The following is a 17,911-nucleotide window of genomic DNA, read 5'->3' as shown; positions in this document are numbered from 1 at the left end:
GGTGACCACGATGGAGAACCCGGATCGAGGTTCCGGCGTCTTCTCCGAGGCCACCAGCCAGGCGGGGGCGGATCAGCCCGCCCCCGCCACCGGCGCCGGCCGCACCGGCGAAGACGCACCCGCCTCGTCGAGCGACGAGGTGACACCCGAGGCCGCGGCGGACTCCGCGGCAACGCAATCGAGCGCCGAGGAACCTGCCACCTCCGACGGCGACGGTGACCAGCCCGAGGCGGGCAAGGCCGAGGACTCAGCCGAATCGGTGGACACGACCGAAGCCGAAGACTCTCCCGATGCCGACAGCGCGAGCGACACCCCGGCGGGCGACAACCTCGCCGACCTCAAGGGGCAGGTTGCCCAGCTCAGCGACGATTTGGCCCGCTCTCGCGCCGAAACCTACAACGTTCAGCGCGAGTACTCCGCCTATGTTCGCCGCGCGAAGCAGCAGGCCGGCTCGCACCGCGAAGATGGCCGCCGCGAGGTCTGCGAAGCCCTGCTGTCCGTCCTTGACGACATCCAGGCCGCCCGCGATGCCGACGACCTGTCGGGCCCGTTCGCGGCCATCGCGACCAAGCTCGAACAGACACTCGGCACGGTCTGCCAGCTCGAACGCTACGGCGAGGCGGGCGAGGAGTTCGACCCGATGCGCCACGACGCCCTCATGGCAAACGAATCCGCCGACGTCGACACCCCGACGATCGCCCAGGTGCTGCAACCGGGCTATCGGATGGGCGAACGCGTTCTGCGGGCAACGAAAGTGATGGTTCACAATCCCCAGTAACAACCCGAACCGAAGGAGGTGGGTGACATGGGTCAGCAGGAATGGATGACCAAGGACTTTTACGCAATCCTCGGAGTCGACAAGAGCGCGGACGCGCAGGCCATCAAGAAGGCCTACCGAAAGCTCGCCCGCACCTACCATCCCGATCACAACGCGCAGAATCCGCAAGCCGAGGAGCGCTTTAAGGAGATCGGCGAGGCCTACGCGGTGCTCTCCGACGCCGAGAAGCGCCGCCAATACGACGCCATCCGGGCCATGGCGGGCGGTGGTGCCCGTTTCAGCGCGGGCCCCGGCGGGCCGGGGGGCTCAGGAAGCTTCGACGACGTGTTCGCCTCTATGTTTGGCGGCGCAACCGGTCGCGGCGGGGCCGGCTTCGGTAACGGATCCTTCCGGTTTACCTCCCCGGGCGGATCGGGCGGTTTTGAGGACGTCATGTCCGGCCTCTTCGGCGCGGGCTCGCGCGGTGGCTTCGGCGGTTTCGGCCAGCAGCCGCAGCGTGGGGGCGACCTCACGTCGTCGACGCGTCTGTCCTTCCGCCAGGCCATCGAGGGTGCGACGCTGAAGCTGCGCGTGGAGGGACGCGAGATGACGGTGCGCGTGCCCGCGGGGGTACGCGACGGGCAACAGCTGCGCCTGCGCGGCAAGGGCCGCCAGGTTCCCGGCGGCCAGCCGGGCGACCTGCTGCTCACCGTCGAGGTCGCGCCGCACCCGGTGTATTCACGCTCGGGCGAAGCCGACCTCATCGCCGACATTCCCATCAGCATCGGCGAGGCCGTGGCCGGAGGTTCGGTCGAGGTGCCGCTGCTCGACGGATCGAGCGCGCGCATCAAGATCCCGGCCGGCACGTCGTCGGGCATGAAGCTGCGACTGAAGGGCAAGGGCGTTCGCTCCTCCGGTAAGCGTCGCGCAGGTGACCTGTATGCGCGTGTGCGCATCGTCGTGCCGCGCAAGCCGAGCCGCGACGTTACCGATGCCGCGCGCCGCATCGACGAAGCGGCTGATTTCGACCCGCGCGAGGGCCTGACCACGCAGGCGGGGTGGTAGGCGTGAGCACGGATCGGCTGGTCGCCCTGCGCCGGGTTCTCAGAGCTCTCGGCGTCGCCTCGTGGATGGTCGAGGAGATCATCGACCAGGTCGCGCCGGCGCAGGCCGAGCCCGAGGACGATCAGCCGATCTACGTCATCTCCACAGCCGCCCAGCTGGCCGATATGCATCCGCAGACACTGCGCCAGTATGACCGCCTGGGGCTGGTGACGCCGCAGCGCACGAAGGGCGGCGGGCGCCGCTATTCGCCCGCCGACATTCGCCGGCTGCGCGAGATCCAACGCCTCTCCCACGACGAGGGCGTCAACCTGGCCGGCATCTCGCGCATCATGGAATTGGAGCGCGACAATGATCGCCTGCGCCGCGAGGTCGATGGGCTGCGCTCTGTCCTCGACCACCTGGCGAGCTTGCGCACCCGCGTGTTTGCCGCCGACGCGGGCGGCGGCGTCACGGAGTATTCGCGTGGTGAGCGTCCACGCGAACCCCGTGCACTCGTGCGCTACTCGAGGGCGTCGCAAGCACTCGTCCTCGTCCCGCGCACGCCACGCGCGCCGGTGCATCGAGATGATGCCGAGGAGCGATTCCGGTGACGGACATGCCCGAGCGCTACGAGCGCGCACCCCTACCGGGGCACTACGGCGAGGCGAGCCAGTGGAGCGTCGCTGACAATTCGGCCTCGGTCCAGCCTGCCGCGAGCCGCGGCATGCCGCAGATCGGTGCGCCCATCGATCCGGTCTTCGGCAGCGCGCAGTCGGTCCCCGCATACGGCTACGCCGGTGCGATGGGCAGACGGACGGTTCCCGCGATGCCGGGCATCCCCGCCCATATCGTCGCGACGATGCCGGTGGGATTGGGGCGGCGTATCCTCGTCCATCTGCTCGATGCCGCGCTGATTATCCTCGCCAGCAACATCGTGCAGGCCCTCCTCGGCGACCTGGTCGTCTCGTCCGTGACGACGACGGATCCGGCCGGCGAGGACTTTGTTCGTTTCCTCGTCGCGGTGGGTGCCGCAGTGGTCATCTTGGTCGCGATCGTGGTGGGCATCTGCGTCACCGGCTGGTCGCCGGCATCGGCGTTAATGAAGGTCCGCGTCATGCGGTTTTCGCGCCGCGGCGTCCCGGGGTGGCAGCAACTGGGTAAGACGGCATTAGAAGTCGTGTGCATGTGTTTTTTCTTCGCGATTCCCTATCTCGTCGTCGTCTTGGCCACCCGAGACAGCCTGCAACGCCACGCCATCGACCGCCTATGCGACCTCTATGTTGTCGATGTTCGCGCAGGTCGCGACCCACTTAACCGCCGATCGGCGGCCGCTGTTTTAGACTTGATGTGATCCATACCGCGAGTAGTCAGGAAAGCTTATGAGTGACAACACTCCGCGCTACGGCGCCCACCGTGATCCGAGCGATCCCGTACCCGAGCCCTCGACCGTCGGCACCCCGTACACGCCGGGACAGCCGGCAGCGGCCTCCTCGTCGTACGATCCGTACGGCTACACGGCGCAGAACGGCGGATACGGCCAGCCCAGCCCGAGCAACGGCTCGGCCACCCCGCAGAAGCTTCCGGGGCGCGCCTTGCCGATTTTGCTGATCGTCCTCGGCGCCATCATTGCCCTTATCTGCGCCCCGATCGCCGGATTGGTTATGGGTGCGACCTCGGCTATCGATATCGATTCGTTGCAGCGGGCTGCCAAGACGGGTGAGGCCAGCCCCAACCCCGCGGAGGTCGACCTGTCGGCCAATTCTGCGGTCGCGATCATGCTGACCGATCAGTCGGAAAAGACGGCGCAGTGCGAGCTTGTCGGCCCCGACGGCGCGCGGGTTGATCCGAACTCGACTCAGGAGCAGGAGCACGTCCGGACGATTTCCTACATGGTCCAGGCCGAGGGCACCTACACGGCTCGCTGCCTGCTGACCGACGGGACGCCGGCGAAGTCGATGGTGGTCATGCCGGTCGATATCGGCGGCATGGGTAAGTCCGCGCTGATCTGGGGCGGCGGCACGTTCGTCGTCGGCCTGGCGCTCTTCGTCGGCGGCATCGTGTGGCTGGTCAAGCGCAACCGGCGTCGTCGCGAGATCCTCGCGCAGATGCCTCGCTAAGACAGCGGTTGGGCCGCGCTGAGCGGCCATCGTGAGAGGGCGGGTGAGACCGGGTGGTCTCGCCTGCCCTCTTGTTGCGTGATCTGGCGCACATATGAAGTTGAGCGGAATAGACTCAACCTTGTTGGCGTTGCAATGGGCAGAAACGACAGAAGGAGACCTCATATGGCACCTCAACTGACAACCAAAGCCCAAGAGGCGCTCGGCGGCGCGCTCGAAGCCGCCCGCGCGGCGGGAAACCCGGTGGCGACTCCCGTGCACCTGCTGCAAGCTCTGCTGGAGCAGCCCGAGGGGATCGCGGTGGCCCTGCTCGATGCGATCGGGGCCGACCGCAAAATCGTCGGCGCGAGCGCGCGCGCGCTCTCGTCGCCCTGCCCCGCGTCTCGGGCAGTTCGACTCAGCAGGCCCAGGCCTCAACCGATCTCGCCCGCCTCGTGGGCGAGGCCGGGCAGCTGGCCGAGGCGATGGGGGACACCTACACCTCCACCGAGCATCTCCTCGTCGCGCTCTCGCGCGGTCAGGACGAAGCCGGGCGCGCCCTGCGCGACGCCGGCGCGAGCTCGGACGTCCTCGAGGCGGCACTGCCCGACCTGCGCGGTGGCAAGAACGTGACGACGCCCAACCCGGAGAACCAGTTCGAGGCGTTGGCGAAGTACTCGCGCGACCTTACCGAGGCCGCGCGCGAGGGCAAGCTCGACCCGGTCATCGGCCGCGACGCCGAGATTCGCCGCCTCGTGCAGGTGTTGTCGCGGCGCACGAAGAACAACCCCGTGCTCATCGGCGAGGCCGGTGTGGGCAAGACGGCCGTCGTCGAAGGACTGGCGCAGCGGATCGTCGCCGGGGACGTCCCCGAATCCCTGCGTGGCAAGCGCCTGCTCGCCCTCGACCTGGCGGGAATGGTCGCCGGCGCCAAATACCGCGGTGAGTTCGAGGAACGGCTCAAGGCCGTGCTTGACGAGATCACCGGTGCCGGCGGCGAAATCATCACGTTCATTGACGAGCTTCACACGGTCGTCGGCGCCGGCGGCGGTGCCGAGGGGGCGATGGATGCCGGCAACATGATTAAGCCGCTGCTCGCCCGCGGCGAACTCCACCTCGTCGGGGCGACGACCCTCGATGAATACCGCCAGCACATCGAATCCGATCCCGCGCTGGAGCGCCGCTTCCAGCAGGTGTACGTCGGCGAGCCCAGCGTCGAGGACACCGTCGCGATCCTGCGCGGCATCGCCGGTAAGTACGAGGCGCACCACAAGGTGACGATCTCCGACGGCGCCCTGGTGGCAGCCGCGACCCTGTCCGATCGCTACATCACCGAGCGCAACCTGCCCGACAAGGCGATCGACCTCGTCGACGAGGCCGCCTCGCGCCTGCGCATGGAGCTCGATTCCTCGCCCGAGGAGATCGACAAGACCCGTCGCGCGCTGGATCGGATGCGGATGGAGGAGGCCTACCTGGCCGAATCCGATGACGAGGAGGCCAGCGCGCAGCGACTGGAGAAACTGCGCGCCGATATCGCCGACCTCGACGAGTCCTACACCGCCCTCGTCGCCCGGTGGGAGGCCGAAAAAGCCGGCCACAACCGCATCGGCGAGCTGCGCGCCCGCCTCGATCAGCTGACGACCGAACTCGAACAAGCCATGCGCGAGGGCGAGTGGGAGCGCGCCGGCCGCCTCCAAAACGGCGACATTCCTGCCATTCGTCGCGAGATCGACGAGGCCGAGGCCGCCGAGACGACCGAGTCCGACATCGATCCGATGATTCCCGAGCGCGTCGGTGCCCGCCAGATCGCCGAGGTCGTCGAGGCGTGGACGGGCATCCCCACGGGCAAGATGCTGCGCGGGGACCAGGAGAAGCTGCTCGACATGGAGGACCGCATCGGCGCTCGCCTCATCGGCCAAACCGCGGCCGTCGAGGCCGTCGCCGACGCCGTGCGCCGCTCGCGCGCGGGCATCGCCGACCCGAACCGGCCCGGCGGATCGTTCCTCTTCCTCGGCCCCTCGGGCGTGGGCAAGACCGAACTGGCCCGCCAACTGGCCCAGTTCCTCTTCGACGACCCGCACGCGATGGTCCGCATCGACATGTCGGAATACCACGACCGCCACGCCGTCGCCCGCCTCATCGGGGCGCCCCCGGGATACGTCGGCTACGACGAGGGCGGCCAGCTGACCGAGGCCGTGCGCCGGCGCCCCTACAGTGTCATCCTGCTCGACGAGATCGAGAAGGCCCACCCCGAGATCTTCTCGATCTTCCTCCAGGTGCTCGACGATGGCCGGCTCACGGATTCGCAGGGGCGCACCGTCGACTTCCGCCAAACGATCATTGTCATGACGTCGAACATTGGCTCCGAGATCCTGCGCGATCCGACGCTTGAGCGCGGCCCGGCCCGCGAACAGGTCCTCGCTCAGGTGCGCATGACGTTCAAGCCGGAATTCCTCAACCGGCTCGACGAGATCATCGTCTTCGATCCGTTGACGATCGAACAGTTGCGCGGCATTGTCGACCTCCAACTCGACGACGTGCGGGCCCGGCTGCGCTCGCGCCGAATCGACATCGAGGTCAGCGACGCGGCCAAGCAGTGGCTGGCCGAGCGCGGCTACGATCCGGCCTACGGTGCCCGTCCGCTGCGTCGCCTCATTCAGACACAGGTGGGCGATCAGTTGGCCAGGCGCCTCCTTGAGGGCGCCGTCGCAGACGGCCAGACGGTGCACGTCGACGTCGATCCGGACGCGGCGCCGGGCGCGAAATACCGACTGCGTGTGCATTAAGTGAACGCCGTTATGGTGATCGTCTTGCCCGCACGTGAACGGTCACGGATGACGGTGTTTCGGGCGGTCTCGGGGCGGTGCGGATCTTACCGGGGTGTCAAAGGCACCCCGGTAAGGTGTCCGCCGTGTGTTCACGACGAAAAGCTCGTGGAGGGCAAAGGCGAAAACCTATAATATGGTTGGTACGCGGTTGCGGCGTCCCGAGGGAGGGGAGGGGTCATGCCGGAAGCGAGACGTGCGGGTGAGCGCGGCCCCTACGCGGGGGGCGTCGCCAGGCGTGAAGCCATTCTCGATGCGACGGTCGACATGGTCGCCGAAGTCGGTTACCACGGCCTATCCATGCGCGATGTGGCCCGCCGCGTCGGTATTTCCCATCCCGGCGTTATCTACCATTTCCCCTCTAAAGACGTCCTCCTCATGTCGGTTATCGAGCGCTATGAAGAGCGCTTGAACTTTAAGGTGTCCTCGCTCGCCGATATGGCCCCATTTGAGGTATTCGAGGCGTTTATCGAGTTGGCGAATTCCCTGGGCAACTCGCAGACCATTGTCGAGATGGAATGCATGCTCACCGTCGAGGCCTCGGCCAGCGTCCACCCGGCGCACGATCACTTCGCCGCGCGCTTCGCTGGGCTACAGGAGGTCCTCACCGACGCGTTTACCAAGCTGGAAAGCCAGGGCATGCTCAACACGGTTGCCCAGCCTCGCCAGTTGGCTTATCAGCTGCTTGCCCAGTGGTACGGATTGCAGATTCAGTGGCTGTATGCGACGGACGAGATCCCTGTCAATGCCGTCCTCACCCAGACGGTCTTGGCGGCGCTGGACTTCACAAAAGAAGGCGTACTCGAGACGGTGCTCGCCTCGTCGTTTTCCTCTCCCGAGGCGATCGCCATCGTTCAGCGCTCGACGGGTCTGTCGCTGTCTGACATGCTGCAACGCGGGCTGCTTAAGCTCACCCACGACAACCTCAAGCGCTACGGCTTGGCCGAGGTCCCTCCCGAGATCATCGACAAGATCGTTCACTCGGGCATCCTCACGTCCGAGGACCTGGCGTACGCCCAGGACAATCGGGCCTTCTCGATCGAATTCCTCGGGCGCATGGTCGTCAACGGCGTGCTGACGACGGATGAATACACGGTGCTGTCCGACCTCGGCATCGTTCCTGCCGAGGCCGTCGCCGCGCTGACCGCCGTCATGGCCGCCGGTGCCATGCAGGCCCAGCCGCAGAAGTGACATGAGCCGATCCGCAGCGCTGCCTCAGCCCCTCCAACGCGCCATCGAGCAGTGGCATTTTCCCGTCGCCCTCGCCGTTCTCAGGCCTGAGGCAACGTGGATGGGTGGCGACGTCGATACCGAATATCCGTGGATGAGCGTAACCAAGCTCGTGACGGCGCGCGTCGCTCTCGATGCGGTCGCCAGCGGCCTCATCGACCTCGACGACACGGTGACGCAGGCGGGTGCCAGCCTCGAGATGGTGCTCGCCCATGCCGCGGGACTCTCGCCCGAGGGCGAGCAGGTGTGCGAGCCAGGGACGCGGCGCATCTATTCCAACGCCGGCTACGAGGTGATCGGCCAGCACGTCGAGGCAGCCCACCGCGGCGTCAGCCAAACGGGTGGCATCGGCGATCTGCTGTGTGAGGCCGTCGCGACGTGGGGCGGGGCCGTGTCCTACGAGAAGTCTCCCGCGTGGGGCCTCAGCGGTTCACTGGCCTCGCTGGCCGCTCTCACCCGGGAGCTCGCGTGGCCCCGTCACATCGATGCCGAGCTGTGGCGATTGGCGACGCGCCCGGCGTGGCCGGGTCTGCCGGGAATCCTGCCGGGATACGGCCCCTTCGACGACAACGCGTGGGGACTCGGCCCCGAGATCCGCGCCGCCAAGCATCCCCACTGGACGGCCGCGCGGGCCCCCGCCACCGTCTTCGGCCACTTTGGCCAGTCGGGGTCATTCGTTTGGGTCGACCAAGACGCCGACCTCGCGGCCTGCTTCCTGTCCTCGCGTCGCTTCGGCCTGGCCCACCAGCGGGCGTGGCCCGACCTCAACGCCGAGATTTACCGCCACTTTGCGGGGTAACGCCCTTACGCCTCGTCGGCGATGTCGAGGATGAGCGGCACGTGGTCCGACGCGCCCTTGCCCTTGCGCTCGTCGCGATCGATGACGGCGCCGGTGACCCGCTGCGCCAACGCGGTAGAGGCATAGGCAAAGTCGATCTTCATCCCCTCGTTGCGCGGGAACCGCAGCTTTTGGTAATCCCAATACGTATAACCCGGGGCATAATCGCGGCTGACCTCGCGCAATCCGGCATCGGCCAGCGCGGCGAACGCCTGGCGCTCGGCATCGCTGACGTGCGTGGCCCCCTCGAACGCCGCGATATCCCAGACGTCGGAATCGAGCGGGGCGACGTTAAAGTCCCCGACGAGCGCCATCGCGAGGTCCGGCTCGTCATCCAGCCGCTGCGACACCGCCGCGCGCAACGCCTCGAACCACGCGAGTTTGTAGGCCATGTGCGGATCGGTGAGGCCGCGCCCGTGGGGGACGTACAGGCTCCACACGCGCACCCCTGCGCACGTCACCCCGAGTGCGCGCGGCTCCAGCGTGTCGCGGAACGTCGGCTGCCCGGGAAACCCCCGGGTCACGTCGTCGAGGCCCACCCGCGAGATGACGGCGACGCCATTCCACTGGTTGATACCCCACGTGGCCGCGTCGTAGCCGGCTTCGCGCAGGGGATCGATGGGGAACTGGTCGGTGCGGCACTTCGTTTCCTGAATCGCCAGCACGTCGAGGTCGTGGCGGGTGAGGACTTCGACGATCCGGTCGATGCGGGTACGTGCAGAGTTGACGTTCCAGGTTCCCAGGCGCATTCGCCCATGCTAACGACCCCGCGCGGGCGGGCGCTACGCTGGAGCCATGCATACACACGATTCGCAAAAGGCGCGCCTGGCGGAATTGGTCGAGGAACTCGCCGTCGTCCGGGGCCGGGTGACGCTCGCCTCGGGTCTCGAGTCCGATTTCTACGTCGACATGCGCCGCGCGACGCTGCACCACGAGGCCGCCCCGCTCATCGGCCACGTCATGCTCGACATGCTCGAAGAAGCCGGGTTCGGTCCCGACGACGTCGACGCCGTCGGTGGGCTGACGATGGGCGCCGATCCGGTGGCGACGGCGATCATGCACGCCGCGGCCTCGCGCGGTCTCGACATCGACGCGTTCGTCGTGCGCAAGGCCGCGAAGGACCACGGCATGAAGCGCCAGGTCGAGGGCCCGGATGTCGCCGGTCGCCGCGTCGTCGTCCTCGAAGACACCTCGACGACGGGTGGCTCCCCGCTCCAGGCTGCCGAGGCCCTGGAGGCCGCCGGCGCCAAGATCCTCGCCGTCGCCGTCATCGTCGACCGCGACACGGGGGCCAAGGAAAAGATCGAGGCCGCGGGCTACCCCTACCTGGCGGCGCTCGGGCTCAGCGATCTCGGTCTCGACAGCTAAGCATGAGGACTCGCGCCCACACAGGCTCGGGGCGCGCCCTCATCACGGGCGCGTCCTCGGGGCTGGGTGCCGAGTTCGCGCGGCAGCTCGCCGCCGAGGGGCTGTCTCTCGTCCTCGTCGCCCGCCGCCGCGATCGCCTCACCGCGCTTGCCCGCGATCTGCGCGAGCGCCACGACGTCGACATCGAGGTTATCGTGGCCGACCTTGCCAGCTGCGCCGACGTCGACCGCGTCGCCCGCCGCCTGCGCAGCCAGGAGCGGCCGGTGACGTTCCTGGTCAACAACGCGGGCTTTGGGCTGGGGCAGGCCTTCCACAGCGGCGACCTCAAGCGCGAGGAAGCGGCACTCGCCGTGATGGTCCGCGCCGTTATGGTGCTCAGCCACGCCGCCGCGCAGACGATGGCACAGCGAGGCCGCGGGGCCATCTGCAACGTGTCGTCGATCGTGGCCGACACGGCGATGGGAACCTACGCCGCCCACAAGACGTGGGTCAACCAGTTCACCCAGGTCCTCGCCGAAGACCTACGCGGCACGGGGGTGCACGTTGTCAGCCTGCGCCCGGGCACGCTGGCGACGGAGTTCTGGACCGCCGAGGGCGGGGAGGGGACGGCACCGACGATCGCCGTGCTCCCACTCGAGCGCGTCGTTCGCGCGGCATTGAGCGCGCTCAGGCGCGGGCGTGTCGTCTGCGTCCCCGGACTCACCTACGCCCTCATCGACCTCGTTGATGCGAAGGCCCCGCGCGGACTCATTCGTCGCCTCTCCGCCGCGATCTACCGGGCCCGAGCACGCAGCTAATATGCAGGTCAGCGCGTCCATGGGCGCGAGGGTCCCAGATCGCAAAGAGCGCCCTGGGCTAGCATGAGGCCATGAGCGACATGTCGGACATTCTCACGGATTCGCCTCTGTCCCAGTTGCCGCCGGTGCGGGCGTGGCTGACCGATATGGACGGGGTGCTCGTTCAAGAGGAGCAGGCGCTGCCGGGGGCGGCAGACTTTCTCGACGCGCTGCGTTCTCACGACCGCGACTACCTGGTCTTGACGAATAACTCGATCTTCACCCCGCGCGATCTCTCGGCCCGTCTGGCCCGCTCCGGCCTGGACGTGCCCGAGGAACGCATCTGGACCTCGGCGCTAGCCACGGCCGCCTTCTTGCACCAGCAGTCGCCGGGAACCTCGATCGCCGTCGTTGGCGAAGCCGGCCTGACGACTGCCCTGTACACCGCGGGATTCACGATGACGACGCACGATCCCGAATACGTCGTCCTCGGCGAGACCCGCTCCTACGACTTCGTCACGATCACGCGGGCCATCCGCCTCATCGAGGGCGGCGCGAAGTTCATCGCGACGAACCCCGACGTCACCGGTCCCTCGGCCGATGGCACCCTGCCGGCGACGGGATCTGTCGCGGCAATGATTACCGCGGCAACCGGGCGCCACCCCTATTTTGTCGGCAAGCCCAACCCCGTCATGATTCGCGCGGCGCTCAACCGCATCGGCGCTCACTCCGAGACGACGGCGATGATCGGCGACCGCATGGACACCGACGTCAAGGCCGGGGTCGAAGCCGGGTTGCGCTCGCACCTGGTCCTGTCGGGATCGACCGCGCGCACCGACGTCGATCGCTTCCCGTTCCGCCCCTACGCGATCCACGATGGCATCGGCGACCTCGTCGAGGCCGTCGCCACGGGCGTCACCGCGTGAGCGCAGGCGTGGGGCCGTGGCCCGGCGGGTGCGAGGCATGGCCCGAGGGCGACCACTTTGACCCCGAGCTGTTGGCCGGCGGCGACCACCGCAACGTCGAGGACCGGTTTCGCTACTGGAAGCGCGACGCGATTCGGGATGCGCTTGACGAGACGCGGCACCGCTTCCACGTCGCCGTCGAAAACCTCGACCACGATTTCAACATCGGCTCGATCGTGCGCAGCGCCAACGCGTTCGGGGCCGCGGCCGTCCACATCGTCGGTCGGCGGCGCTGGAACCGGCGCGGAGCGATGGTCACCGACCGCTACCAACACGTCGACCATTTCCCCACCGCGTCCGGGTTCGCCGACTGGGCTGACGGGGCCGGCCTGCGGCTGATCGCGATCGACAACGTCGCCGGCTCGACCCCGCTTGAGATGGCTGAGCTGCCCGAAAACGCCATACTCATCTTCGGATCCGAGAACAACGGGATCAGCGAGGACCTGCGCTCGCGCTGCGAGGCCTGCCACCACATCACGCAATACGGCTCGACGCGATCGATCAACGTCGGGGCCGCCGGCGCCGTGGCCATGTATCAATGGATCCTCACCCACGCTGCACCCCGGCGCTGAGGCCGCGAAAGGCGCCGACTTTTGCCCGCCAGCACGGTGACGATGCGCACAAGCGGCGGGACCCTCGTCCTCGCGATCGCTCACAGCCTGTGAGACAATAGGCCCCGTCAGAGTCCTAGTTATATAAGGAGGCTCCTGTGCCAGTCGCAACCCCTGATGTGTACAACGAGATGCTCGATCGCGCCAAGAAGGGCGTGTTCGCTTACCCGGCTATCAACGTGACGTCGTCGCAGACCGCCACGGCCGCCATCCGCGGGTTTGCTGAGGCCGAGTCCGATGGCATCATCCAGGTTTCCGTCGGTGGCGCCGAATACCTGTCGGGCTCGACGGTGAAGGACCGCGTCGCCGGTTCGCTGGCCCTGGCCGCGTACGTGCGTGAGATCGCGAAGAACTACAACGTCACCGTCGCTCTGCACACCGACCACTGCGCCAAGCAGAACATCGACAGCTGGATCCGCCCGCTCATGGAGCTCGAGGCCGAAGAGGTCAAGGCCGGTCGCCTGCCCATGTTCCAGTCGCACATGTGGGACGGCTCGGCCGTGCCGCTGGACGAGAACCTGAAGATTGCTCAGGAACTGCTCGACCTGTCGCAGAAGGCCAACACGATCCTCGAGGTCGAGATCGGCGTTGTCGGCGGCGAAGAGGACGGTGTCTCGAACGAGATCAACGAGAAGCTGTACACGACGCCCGAAGACGGCATCAAGACGGCCGAGGCCCTGGGCCTGGGCGAGCGCGGCCGCTACCTCACGGCGTTGACGTTCGGTAACGTCCACGGCGCCTACAAGCCGGGCTTCGTCAAGCTGCGCCCCGAGATCCTGGCGAGATCCAGGAAGAGGTCGGCAAGAAGTTCAACGCCGGCGAGCGTCCCTTCGACCTCGTCATGCACGGCGGCTCGGGTTCGACGGCTGAAGAGATCGCGACCGCGGTCAAGAACGGCGTCATCAAGATGAACGTCGACACCGACACCCAGTACGCGTTCTCGCGTCCCGTCGTCGAGCACATGTTTAAGAACTACGACGGCATGCTCAAGATCGACGGCGAGGTCGGCAACAAGAAGATGTACGACCCGCGCACGTGGGGCAAGGCCGCCGAGACCGGCATGGCCGCCCGCGTCGTCGAGGCGTGTGAGCGCCTCGGCTCCGCCGTACGCGCATGAAGTAAGTCGCCTCGGGCGCTGCGAGCGTCATCTGCGGGGGCCACACCTTCGGGTGTGGCCCCCGTTTGTGTGCGTGCGGCTGGGCAGCAGCCGTATGAGAGAGGCGCACATATGTGAGGAAAATGTGAGATCGGAACACTTAAGGGTGCTGTCCACATGGAAAGTAGGGAAGTGACCGGGTGGAAATCATGCGGGGGGGGGTGCTCCGAGTCAAGAGCTGTCTAAGTTTAGGCGCTACAGACCTCATAAAGCCACGAAATAGGCGCGATAGAGCCATGAGGGCGCAAATTATTGCGGTTGGCGGACGGTTTCTTGTGGGCGATCCAGAGTGTTGACCGTCGGAAACCCTCTGTTAGAGTCCCTCATGTACAGCAAATCTGAGCAAACTTACCGCGCAGTTGGTGGGTTTGCTGCTCTCGTCGTATTGGACTGGGGACTCTCATGCCGAATTGGCCGCATCGCGCACGCCACCGCTCGGGTGGTGATGTCGTGCGCAGCGATTCCTCGCGCATTAGCTCGTTCCGGTTGTCGACGTGGAAGACGCGCGTCCCCGAGATCCTCGTTGCCGCACTAGTCGTCTGCCTCGTCGCCATGCCGGCGATCACGTGGGCGTTCGAGCCCGCGAAGTTCGACCCCGCCGTTGGCGAGGGCACCACGCTGTCGATTAACTCGAAGGTGACGCACTCCAGTGCGCTCACCTCCAACGGAACGCCCGTTTCGCCGCTGCGCGAGCCCACCTGGGGCGACTACACGGACTACACGTTCACGTGGGACATCAAGAACATGAACGAGCCGGGCACGACCCAGGCTCCGCTCGAGCTCACGCTGAACTTCCCCGCCAATGCAACCCCGGTCAGCGACCTGACTGCGTCGGACTTCCAGCTGCCCTCGGGGTGGCGTATCACGTCCCTCACGAAGGAATCGGCGACCTCGTACTCGGTGAAGGTCTCGGTTCCCGACACGTCGACGTCTGGGACCATCAAGGCCGTTAAGCGCGCTCACGTTCCCGCGCAGGGCCAGCCGGGAGCGCCCGCGAACGGGACGACGCTGTGGGCGTCGTCGAGCGCCAGCGCAACGCCGGTTCCCGACATCACGTTGCAGCCGGGCGACTACTACTTCACGCCGGATTCCGGCAACGCCTGCTCCGGTGTCTTCCAGTACCAGTGGCGCCTGTCCTCGGGCGCCTGGTTGGCCGACATCAAGCTCGGTGACGCCAAGGGCAGCGCAAGATCATCCTCGACGACGATCAGCCCGTGGCCGGAACCGGCCCCAACTCGATCCGCGTCGTTGACGGCAACGGTAACGACATCACCTCGCAGGTGCTGTCGAAGATGGCGTCGTGGGATCCCAACGATTCGTCCGAGCCGTTCAAGGGCAACCCGTACAAGGCCTACTACCCGAACACGCGATGGTTGCAGTCCGCGAACTGGCGCGTTGACACCTCGTCCTACACCGGCGACACGTGGCTGCCGGCGAACTCCGTCGTGACCATCCGCAAGCACGGCCGTCACCTCAACTGTGTGGCCGGCATCGCGACCGACTGGCAGACCGATCGTCCCGTCATCGCCGCCCTCGAGATCGTCCGCCCGGCCATGCCGGTCGAGGACGCCGCCACTGACGCCTTCCTCGTGGGTAAGGAAGAGGACCAGGGGTCGTGGTGTGAGAACAAGATCTACTACACGGATATTTTCTCCGACCACAAGAGGCAGTCTGAGTTCGGCGAGATCATTGTGTCGAAGAACGGCAGTCCGAGCGCTGACGTGCAGGTCATCGGTCCGATGACGGCCGTGCCGACGTCGCAGGGCAACGGACCAGTGGCCGCCAGCTCAGGCAGGCAGGCCTACTACCACTCGATCGCCGCGTCACCGAATTTCGAGAACGAACTGTACTTCTATGCCAACCCCGTCCAGAGCGGCGGCACTGGGGGACTGATGAAGTACAACACGAAGACCAAGCAGATCACCGCCATTCCGACTTCGGGCGGTCCCGGCGTGAGCAGCACGCAATCGATTCCCCTGGGCTTCGACGAGCGCGACCGCGTGTGGATTGGCTACTCGACGTCGGCCGGTGTGTCAGGTGTCCTGGAGTACGTCGACACAGAAGTTCTCCTATCTCGATCTCAAGAACGGCTCGCGCACGTGGGTGCAGGGACCGACTGTCCGAACTGGCAACGCCTCCAGTGAGGTCTACGACATCACCTTCGATGCGTGGGGTAACGCCTACGTCCTTCTGGACTTCAACAACTGGGGCAAGATGACCGGTGAGATCTGGCGCTTCTCGGCCTCGCAGTGGCAGTCCGGTGGGACTCTTAGCCGCTCCAATGCTCAGCAGATTATCCAGCTGGACCCGCTTAGCAACCACCGTGGCCTCGCGTGGGGTCCCGACGGCAAGCTGTACGCAGCCCGTCGCGGCGCTCCCTACCTGTTCGCCATCGACATGCACCTCGATCAGAACACGGGTGCTATCACGGGTACGCCTACCGTGGAGAAGCGCGCCATTACGTCGCGCGTATCGACGGCGCTCTCGGGTGCTCGCCCGGTGACAAGCCTCATGGACCCGGCGAACGACCTCGCGGGCTGTGCGATGGGCAAGGTGACGAACGGCGGATCCGGTCCGAAGTTCAAGCTACAGAAGTCGGTCATCGACCCTAAGACAGGTGCCGTCGTCGAACCGGGGAAGGCCGCGCCCAACCCTGTGTCCCTCGCGACCTCCCCGGTGACGGTGCGCTACGTCGTGTCCGTGTCGAACTCGGGCAGCTCCGACGGGCGCCACGAGGCGATCACGGATCGCGTAACCGTGCCGACGGGCTTCACCATTGAGGACGTCCTCCTCGACGGCAAGTCGCAGGGCAAGTCTGGATCGTTCACGATCCCAGCGGCCGATTTGGCCTCAGGCAAGGTGGAAACGCACGAGGTCGTCCTCAAGCTGCACGCCAACATGGACTCGGTGAACTGGACCCAGGCACAAACCTGTGGAGCCATGAACGGCAGCTACGGTGGCGGTTTCTACAACCAGGTGAACATGGAGGGCGACTCCGACGGTCCGGCAAACAACTACGGTTGTGTGCCCACCGAGCCGCCGGCCGAGCTCAAGCTGGTGAAGTACATTCGCCTCCCCGGCGCCACCACCGATGTGACGGCCGATCAGGAGCCCTTCGCTTCGGACGCGCGCTACTTCACTCTCGGCGCCGGCCTCTCGGGCGGCGGTGCCCAGATCAGCGGCTCCTCGCCGATCTCTGGTCAGATCGCCGTCGACAAGAAGGTTCCCGCTGGCACCTACCAGCTCTTCGAGATCCCCAACGACAACAGCGCGCACACGGGTGCCTACACGTGGGGTCAACAGTGGGCCTGTTACGACCAGAACGGTGCGTCCATCGGTGTCACCGGCGATAACCAGGTCAACGTGGGAGTCAATCAGTCGGTGACCTGCGAGATTCGCAACACCCCGCCGGTCAAGGGTCACGTCGTTAAGACGCCGGCCTCGCCGATCGCGTCGAACCCCCACATCGGGCAGACGATCGAACCCAACGCCGACGGCACCTTCAACGCGGTCTACGACATCACGGTGACGAACACGTCGGGATTCACCACGGATCTCGGCGAGGTGAAGGACCACTTCACGGTTCCCGCCGGCCTGGAGTGGGACGGCACCAAGATGGCGCAGGTTACCGTTCGTAACCTGCCCTCGGGAGCCCAGCTCTACGGCATCGTCCAGAACGTGAGCAAGGATGACCTCGCTCGCTCGGGCGGCACGACGATCGTCAAGACGATCCGCAAGGTGCCCAACAACCAGAGTGTTGTCTTCCGGATCTCGATTCCGCTCAAGCTCGACCCGGGCGACGGCGTCGGTAGCGGGGCGTATGCCCACAGCGAGACGCTGGGAACCTGTGAGAACCTCACGACGGACGGTCAGCGCCACACGTCGATGAAGAGCGGTATCGCTAACGGTGTCGACCTCGAACACGAGGACCTCACCTACAGCAAGATCGCGATCCAGGACAACATCGCCTGTATCCCGGTCAACGTCCCGCCGCCGTTCACCCCCGAACTGCCGGGCCTGCCGCTGACAGGTGGAGGGTGCGCCCGAGACCTGTTCATCCTCGGTGGACTCGCGATGGCGATCCTCGGTGGACTCGGACTGCTGCGGTCGCGCCACCAGGCACGGATGGCACGCAGTGATGACGCAGGGGATGTGATGCCCTGACAGCGAGCGGACATGCCGGTGCCTCGGCACCCACACAGAACTGACAACGACATAACCGCCAGACGAGGCTGAGTCACAGCC

At 66.5% G+C, this 17,911-nt stretch carries 15 protein-coding genes and 2 pseudogenes; 16 read left to right on the top strand and 1 reads right to left on the bottom strand.

Annotation, left to right across the window (positions count from 1 at the left end; translation table 11 throughout):
- Window positions 1-10 precede the first annotated feature (10 nt).
- The 8 genes and pseudogenes from H8R18_RS07815 (at window position 11) to H8R18_RS07780 (ending at window position 8,751) form a co-directional block, all read left to right on the top strand.
- Window positions 11-778: a nucleotide exchange factor GrpE gene (locus H8R18_RS07815; protein ID WP_191071474.1), complete on the top strand. Its 768-nt coding sequence runs from the start codon at window positions 11-13 to the stop codon at window positions 776-778.
- Window positions 779-805: 27 nt separating this feature from the next.
- On the top strand, window positions 806-1,822 hold the full coding sequence (locus H8R18_RS07810) for a DnaJ C-terminal domain-containing protein (RefSeq protein ID WP_191071473.1): 1,017 nt from the start codon (window positions 806-808) through the stop codon (window positions 1,820-1,822).
- A 2-nt stretch (window positions 1,823-1,824) separates the two neighbouring features.
- Window positions 1,825-2,412 carry a heat shock protein transcriptional repressor HspR gene (locus H8R18_RS07805; protein WP_476703741.1) on the top strand — a complete coding sequence of 196 codons (588 nt, stop codon included), beginning with the start codon at window positions 1,825-1,827 and terminating at the stop codon, window positions 2,410-2,412.
- Between the two features lie 5 nt (window positions 2,413-2,417).
- A complete protein-coding gene (locus H8R18_RS07800; protein ID WP_223875268.1) occupies window positions 2,418-3,152 on the top strand; it encodes an RDD family protein in 735 nt (244 codons plus the stop codon).
- A 28-nt stretch (window positions 3,153-3,180) separates the two neighbouring features.
- Complete coding sequence (locus H8R18_RS07795; protein ID WP_191071471.1) at window positions 3,181-3,918, top strand: hypothetical protein; 738 nt, start codon at window positions 3,181-3,183, stop codon at window positions 3,916-3,918.
- A gap of 165 nt (window positions 3,919-4,083) precedes the next feature.
- Window positions 4,084-6,683, top strand: a pseudogene (clpB, locus tag H8R18_RS07790) (ATP-dependent chaperone ClpB).
- Window positions 6,684-6,902: 219 nt separating this feature from the next.
- Entirely contained in the window at window positions 6,903-7,913 is a 1,011-nt protein-coding gene (locus tag H8R18_RS07785; protein ID WP_191071469.1) for a TetR/AcrR family transcriptional regulator, read from the top strand.
- A 1-nt stretch (window position 7,914) separates the two neighbouring features.
- Window positions 7,915-8,751 (top strand): serine hydrolase domain-containing protein, encoded by an 837-nt coding sequence (locus tag H8R18_RS07780; RefSeq protein ID WP_191071468.1) that lies wholly within the window; start codon window positions 7,915-7,917, stop codon window positions 8,749-8,751.
- 5 nt (window positions 8,752-8,756) lie between these two features.
- Here H8R18_RS07780 and H8R18_RS07775 read toward each other — a convergent pair whose 3' ends face one another.
- Complete coding sequence (locus tag H8R18_RS07775; RefSeq protein ID WP_191071467.1) at window positions 8,757-9,539, bottom strand: exodeoxyribonuclease III; 783 nt, start codon at window positions 9,537-9,539, stop codon at window positions 8,757-8,759.
- 46 nt (window positions 9,540-9,585) lie between these two features.
- On the opposite strand from H8R18_RS07775, the gene pyrE reads away from it, so the two are divergent.
- From pyrE to H8R18_RS07735, 8 genes and pseudogenes are all read left to right on the top strand, one after another.
- Window positions 9,586-10,158, top strand: a complete 573-nt coding sequence (pyrE, locus tag H8R18_RS07770) for an orotate phosphoribosyltransferase (protein ID WP_191071466.1) — start codon at window positions 9,586-9,588, stop codon at window positions 10,156-10,158.
- Between the two features lie 2 nt (window positions 10,159-10,160).
- Window positions 10,161-10,955 (top strand): SDR family NAD(P)-dependent oxidoreductase, encoded by a 795-nt coding sequence (locus H8R18_RS07765; RefSeq protein ID WP_191071465.1) that lies wholly within the window; start codon window positions 10,161-10,163, stop codon window positions 10,953-10,955.
- Window positions 10,956-11,035: 80 nt separating this feature from the next.
- Complete coding sequence (locus tag H8R18_RS07760) at window positions 11,036-11,860, top strand: HAD-IIA family hydrolase (RefSeq protein WP_191071985.1); 825 nt, start codon at window positions 11,036-11,038, stop codon at window positions 11,858-11,860.
- Window positions 11,857-12,471 (top strand): TrmH family RNA methyltransferase, encoded by a 615-nt coding sequence (locus H8R18_RS07755; RefSeq protein WP_191071464.1) that lies wholly within the window; start codon window positions 11,857-11,859, stop codon window positions 12,469-12,471. The genes H8R18_RS07760 and H8R18_RS07755 overlap by 4 nt, the downstream gene beginning before the upstream one ends.
- A 170-nt stretch (window positions 12,472-12,641) precedes the next feature.
- Window positions 12,642-13,627, top strand: a pseudogene (gene fbaA, locus H8R18_RS07750) (class II fructose-bisphosphate aldolase).
- A gap of 441 nt (window positions 13,628-14,068) precedes the next feature.
- The gene (locus H8R18_RS07745) at window positions 14,069-15,115 is read left to right on the top strand and encodes a hypothetical protein (RefSeq protein ID WP_194189235.1); all 1,047 of its coding nucleotides are present in this window, start codon (window positions 14,069-14,071) and stop codon (window positions 15,113-15,115) included.
- Complete coding sequence (locus tag H8R18_RS07740) at window positions 15,112-15,810, top strand: hypothetical protein (RefSeq protein WP_194189234.1); 699 nt, start codon at window positions 15,112-15,114, stop codon at window positions 15,808-15,810. Before H8R18_RS07745 ends, H8R18_RS07740 begins: the two co-directional genes overlap by 4 nt.
- On the top strand, window positions 15,704-17,830 hold the full coding sequence (locus H8R18_RS07735) for a hypothetical protein (protein ID WP_194189233.1): 2,127 nt from the start codon (window positions 15,704-15,706) through the stop codon (window positions 17,828-17,830). The genes H8R18_RS07740 and H8R18_RS07735 overlap by 107 nt, the downstream gene beginning before the upstream one ends.
- Window positions 17,831-17,911 lie beyond the last annotated feature (81 nt).

This window comes from Nanchangia anserum (assembly GCF_015240065.1).
Lineage (GTDB): Bacteria > Actinomycetota > Actinomycetes > Actinomycetales > Actinomycetaceae > Nanchangia > Nanchangia anserum.
This window is presented reverse-complemented; position numbering and strand designations above follow the sequence as displayed.

What these genes read in the sequence shown, in the direction of transcription:
- H8R18_RS07815 (WP_191071474.1), top strand. Translation starts at nt 11, where the DNA reads ATGGAGAACCCGGATCGAGGTTCCGGCGTCTTCTCCGAGGCCACCAGC.
- H8R18_RS07810 (WP_191071473.1), top strand. Translation starts at nt 806, where the DNA reads ATGGGTCAGCAGGAATGGATGACCAAGGACTTTTACGCAATCCTCGGA.
- H8R18_RS07800 (WP_223875268.1), top strand. Translation starts at nt 2,418, where the DNA reads ATGCCCGAGCGCTACGAGCGCGCACCCCTACCGGGGCACTACGGCGAG.
- H8R18_RS07795 (WP_191071471.1), top strand. Translation starts at nt 3,181, where the DNA reads ATGAGTGACAACACTCCGCGCTACGGCGCCCACCGTGATCCGAGCGAT.
- H8R18_RS07785 (WP_191071469.1), top strand. Translation starts at nt 6,903, where the DNA reads ATGCCGGAAGCGAGACGTGCGGGTGAGCGCGGCCCCTACGCGGGGGGC.
- H8R18_RS07780 (WP_191071468.1), top strand. Translation starts at nt 7,915, where the DNA reads ATGAGCCGATCCGCAGCGCTGCCTCAGCCCCTCCAACGCGCCATCGAG.
- H8R18_RS07775 (WP_191071467.1), bottom strand. Translation starts at nt 9,539, where the DNA reads ATGCGCCTGGGAACCTGGAACGTCAACTCTGCACGTACCCGCATCGAC.
- pyrE (WP_191071466.1), top strand. Translation starts at nt 9,586, where the DNA reads ATGCATACACACGATTCGCAAAAGGCGCGCCTGGCGGAATTGGTCGAG.
- H8R18_RS07765 (WP_191071465.1), top strand. Translation starts at nt 10,161, where the DNA reads ATGAGGACTCGCGCCCACACAGGCTCGGGGCGCGCCCTCATCACGGGC.
- H8R18_RS07760 (WP_191071985.1), top strand. Translation starts at nt 11,036, where the DNA reads ATGTCGGACATTCTCACGGATTCGCCTCTGTCCCAGTTGCCGCCGGTG.
- H8R18_RS07745 (WP_194189235.1), top strand. Translation starts at nt 14,069, where the DNA reads ATGCCGAATTGGCCGCATCGCGCACGCCACCGCTCGGGTGGTGATGTC.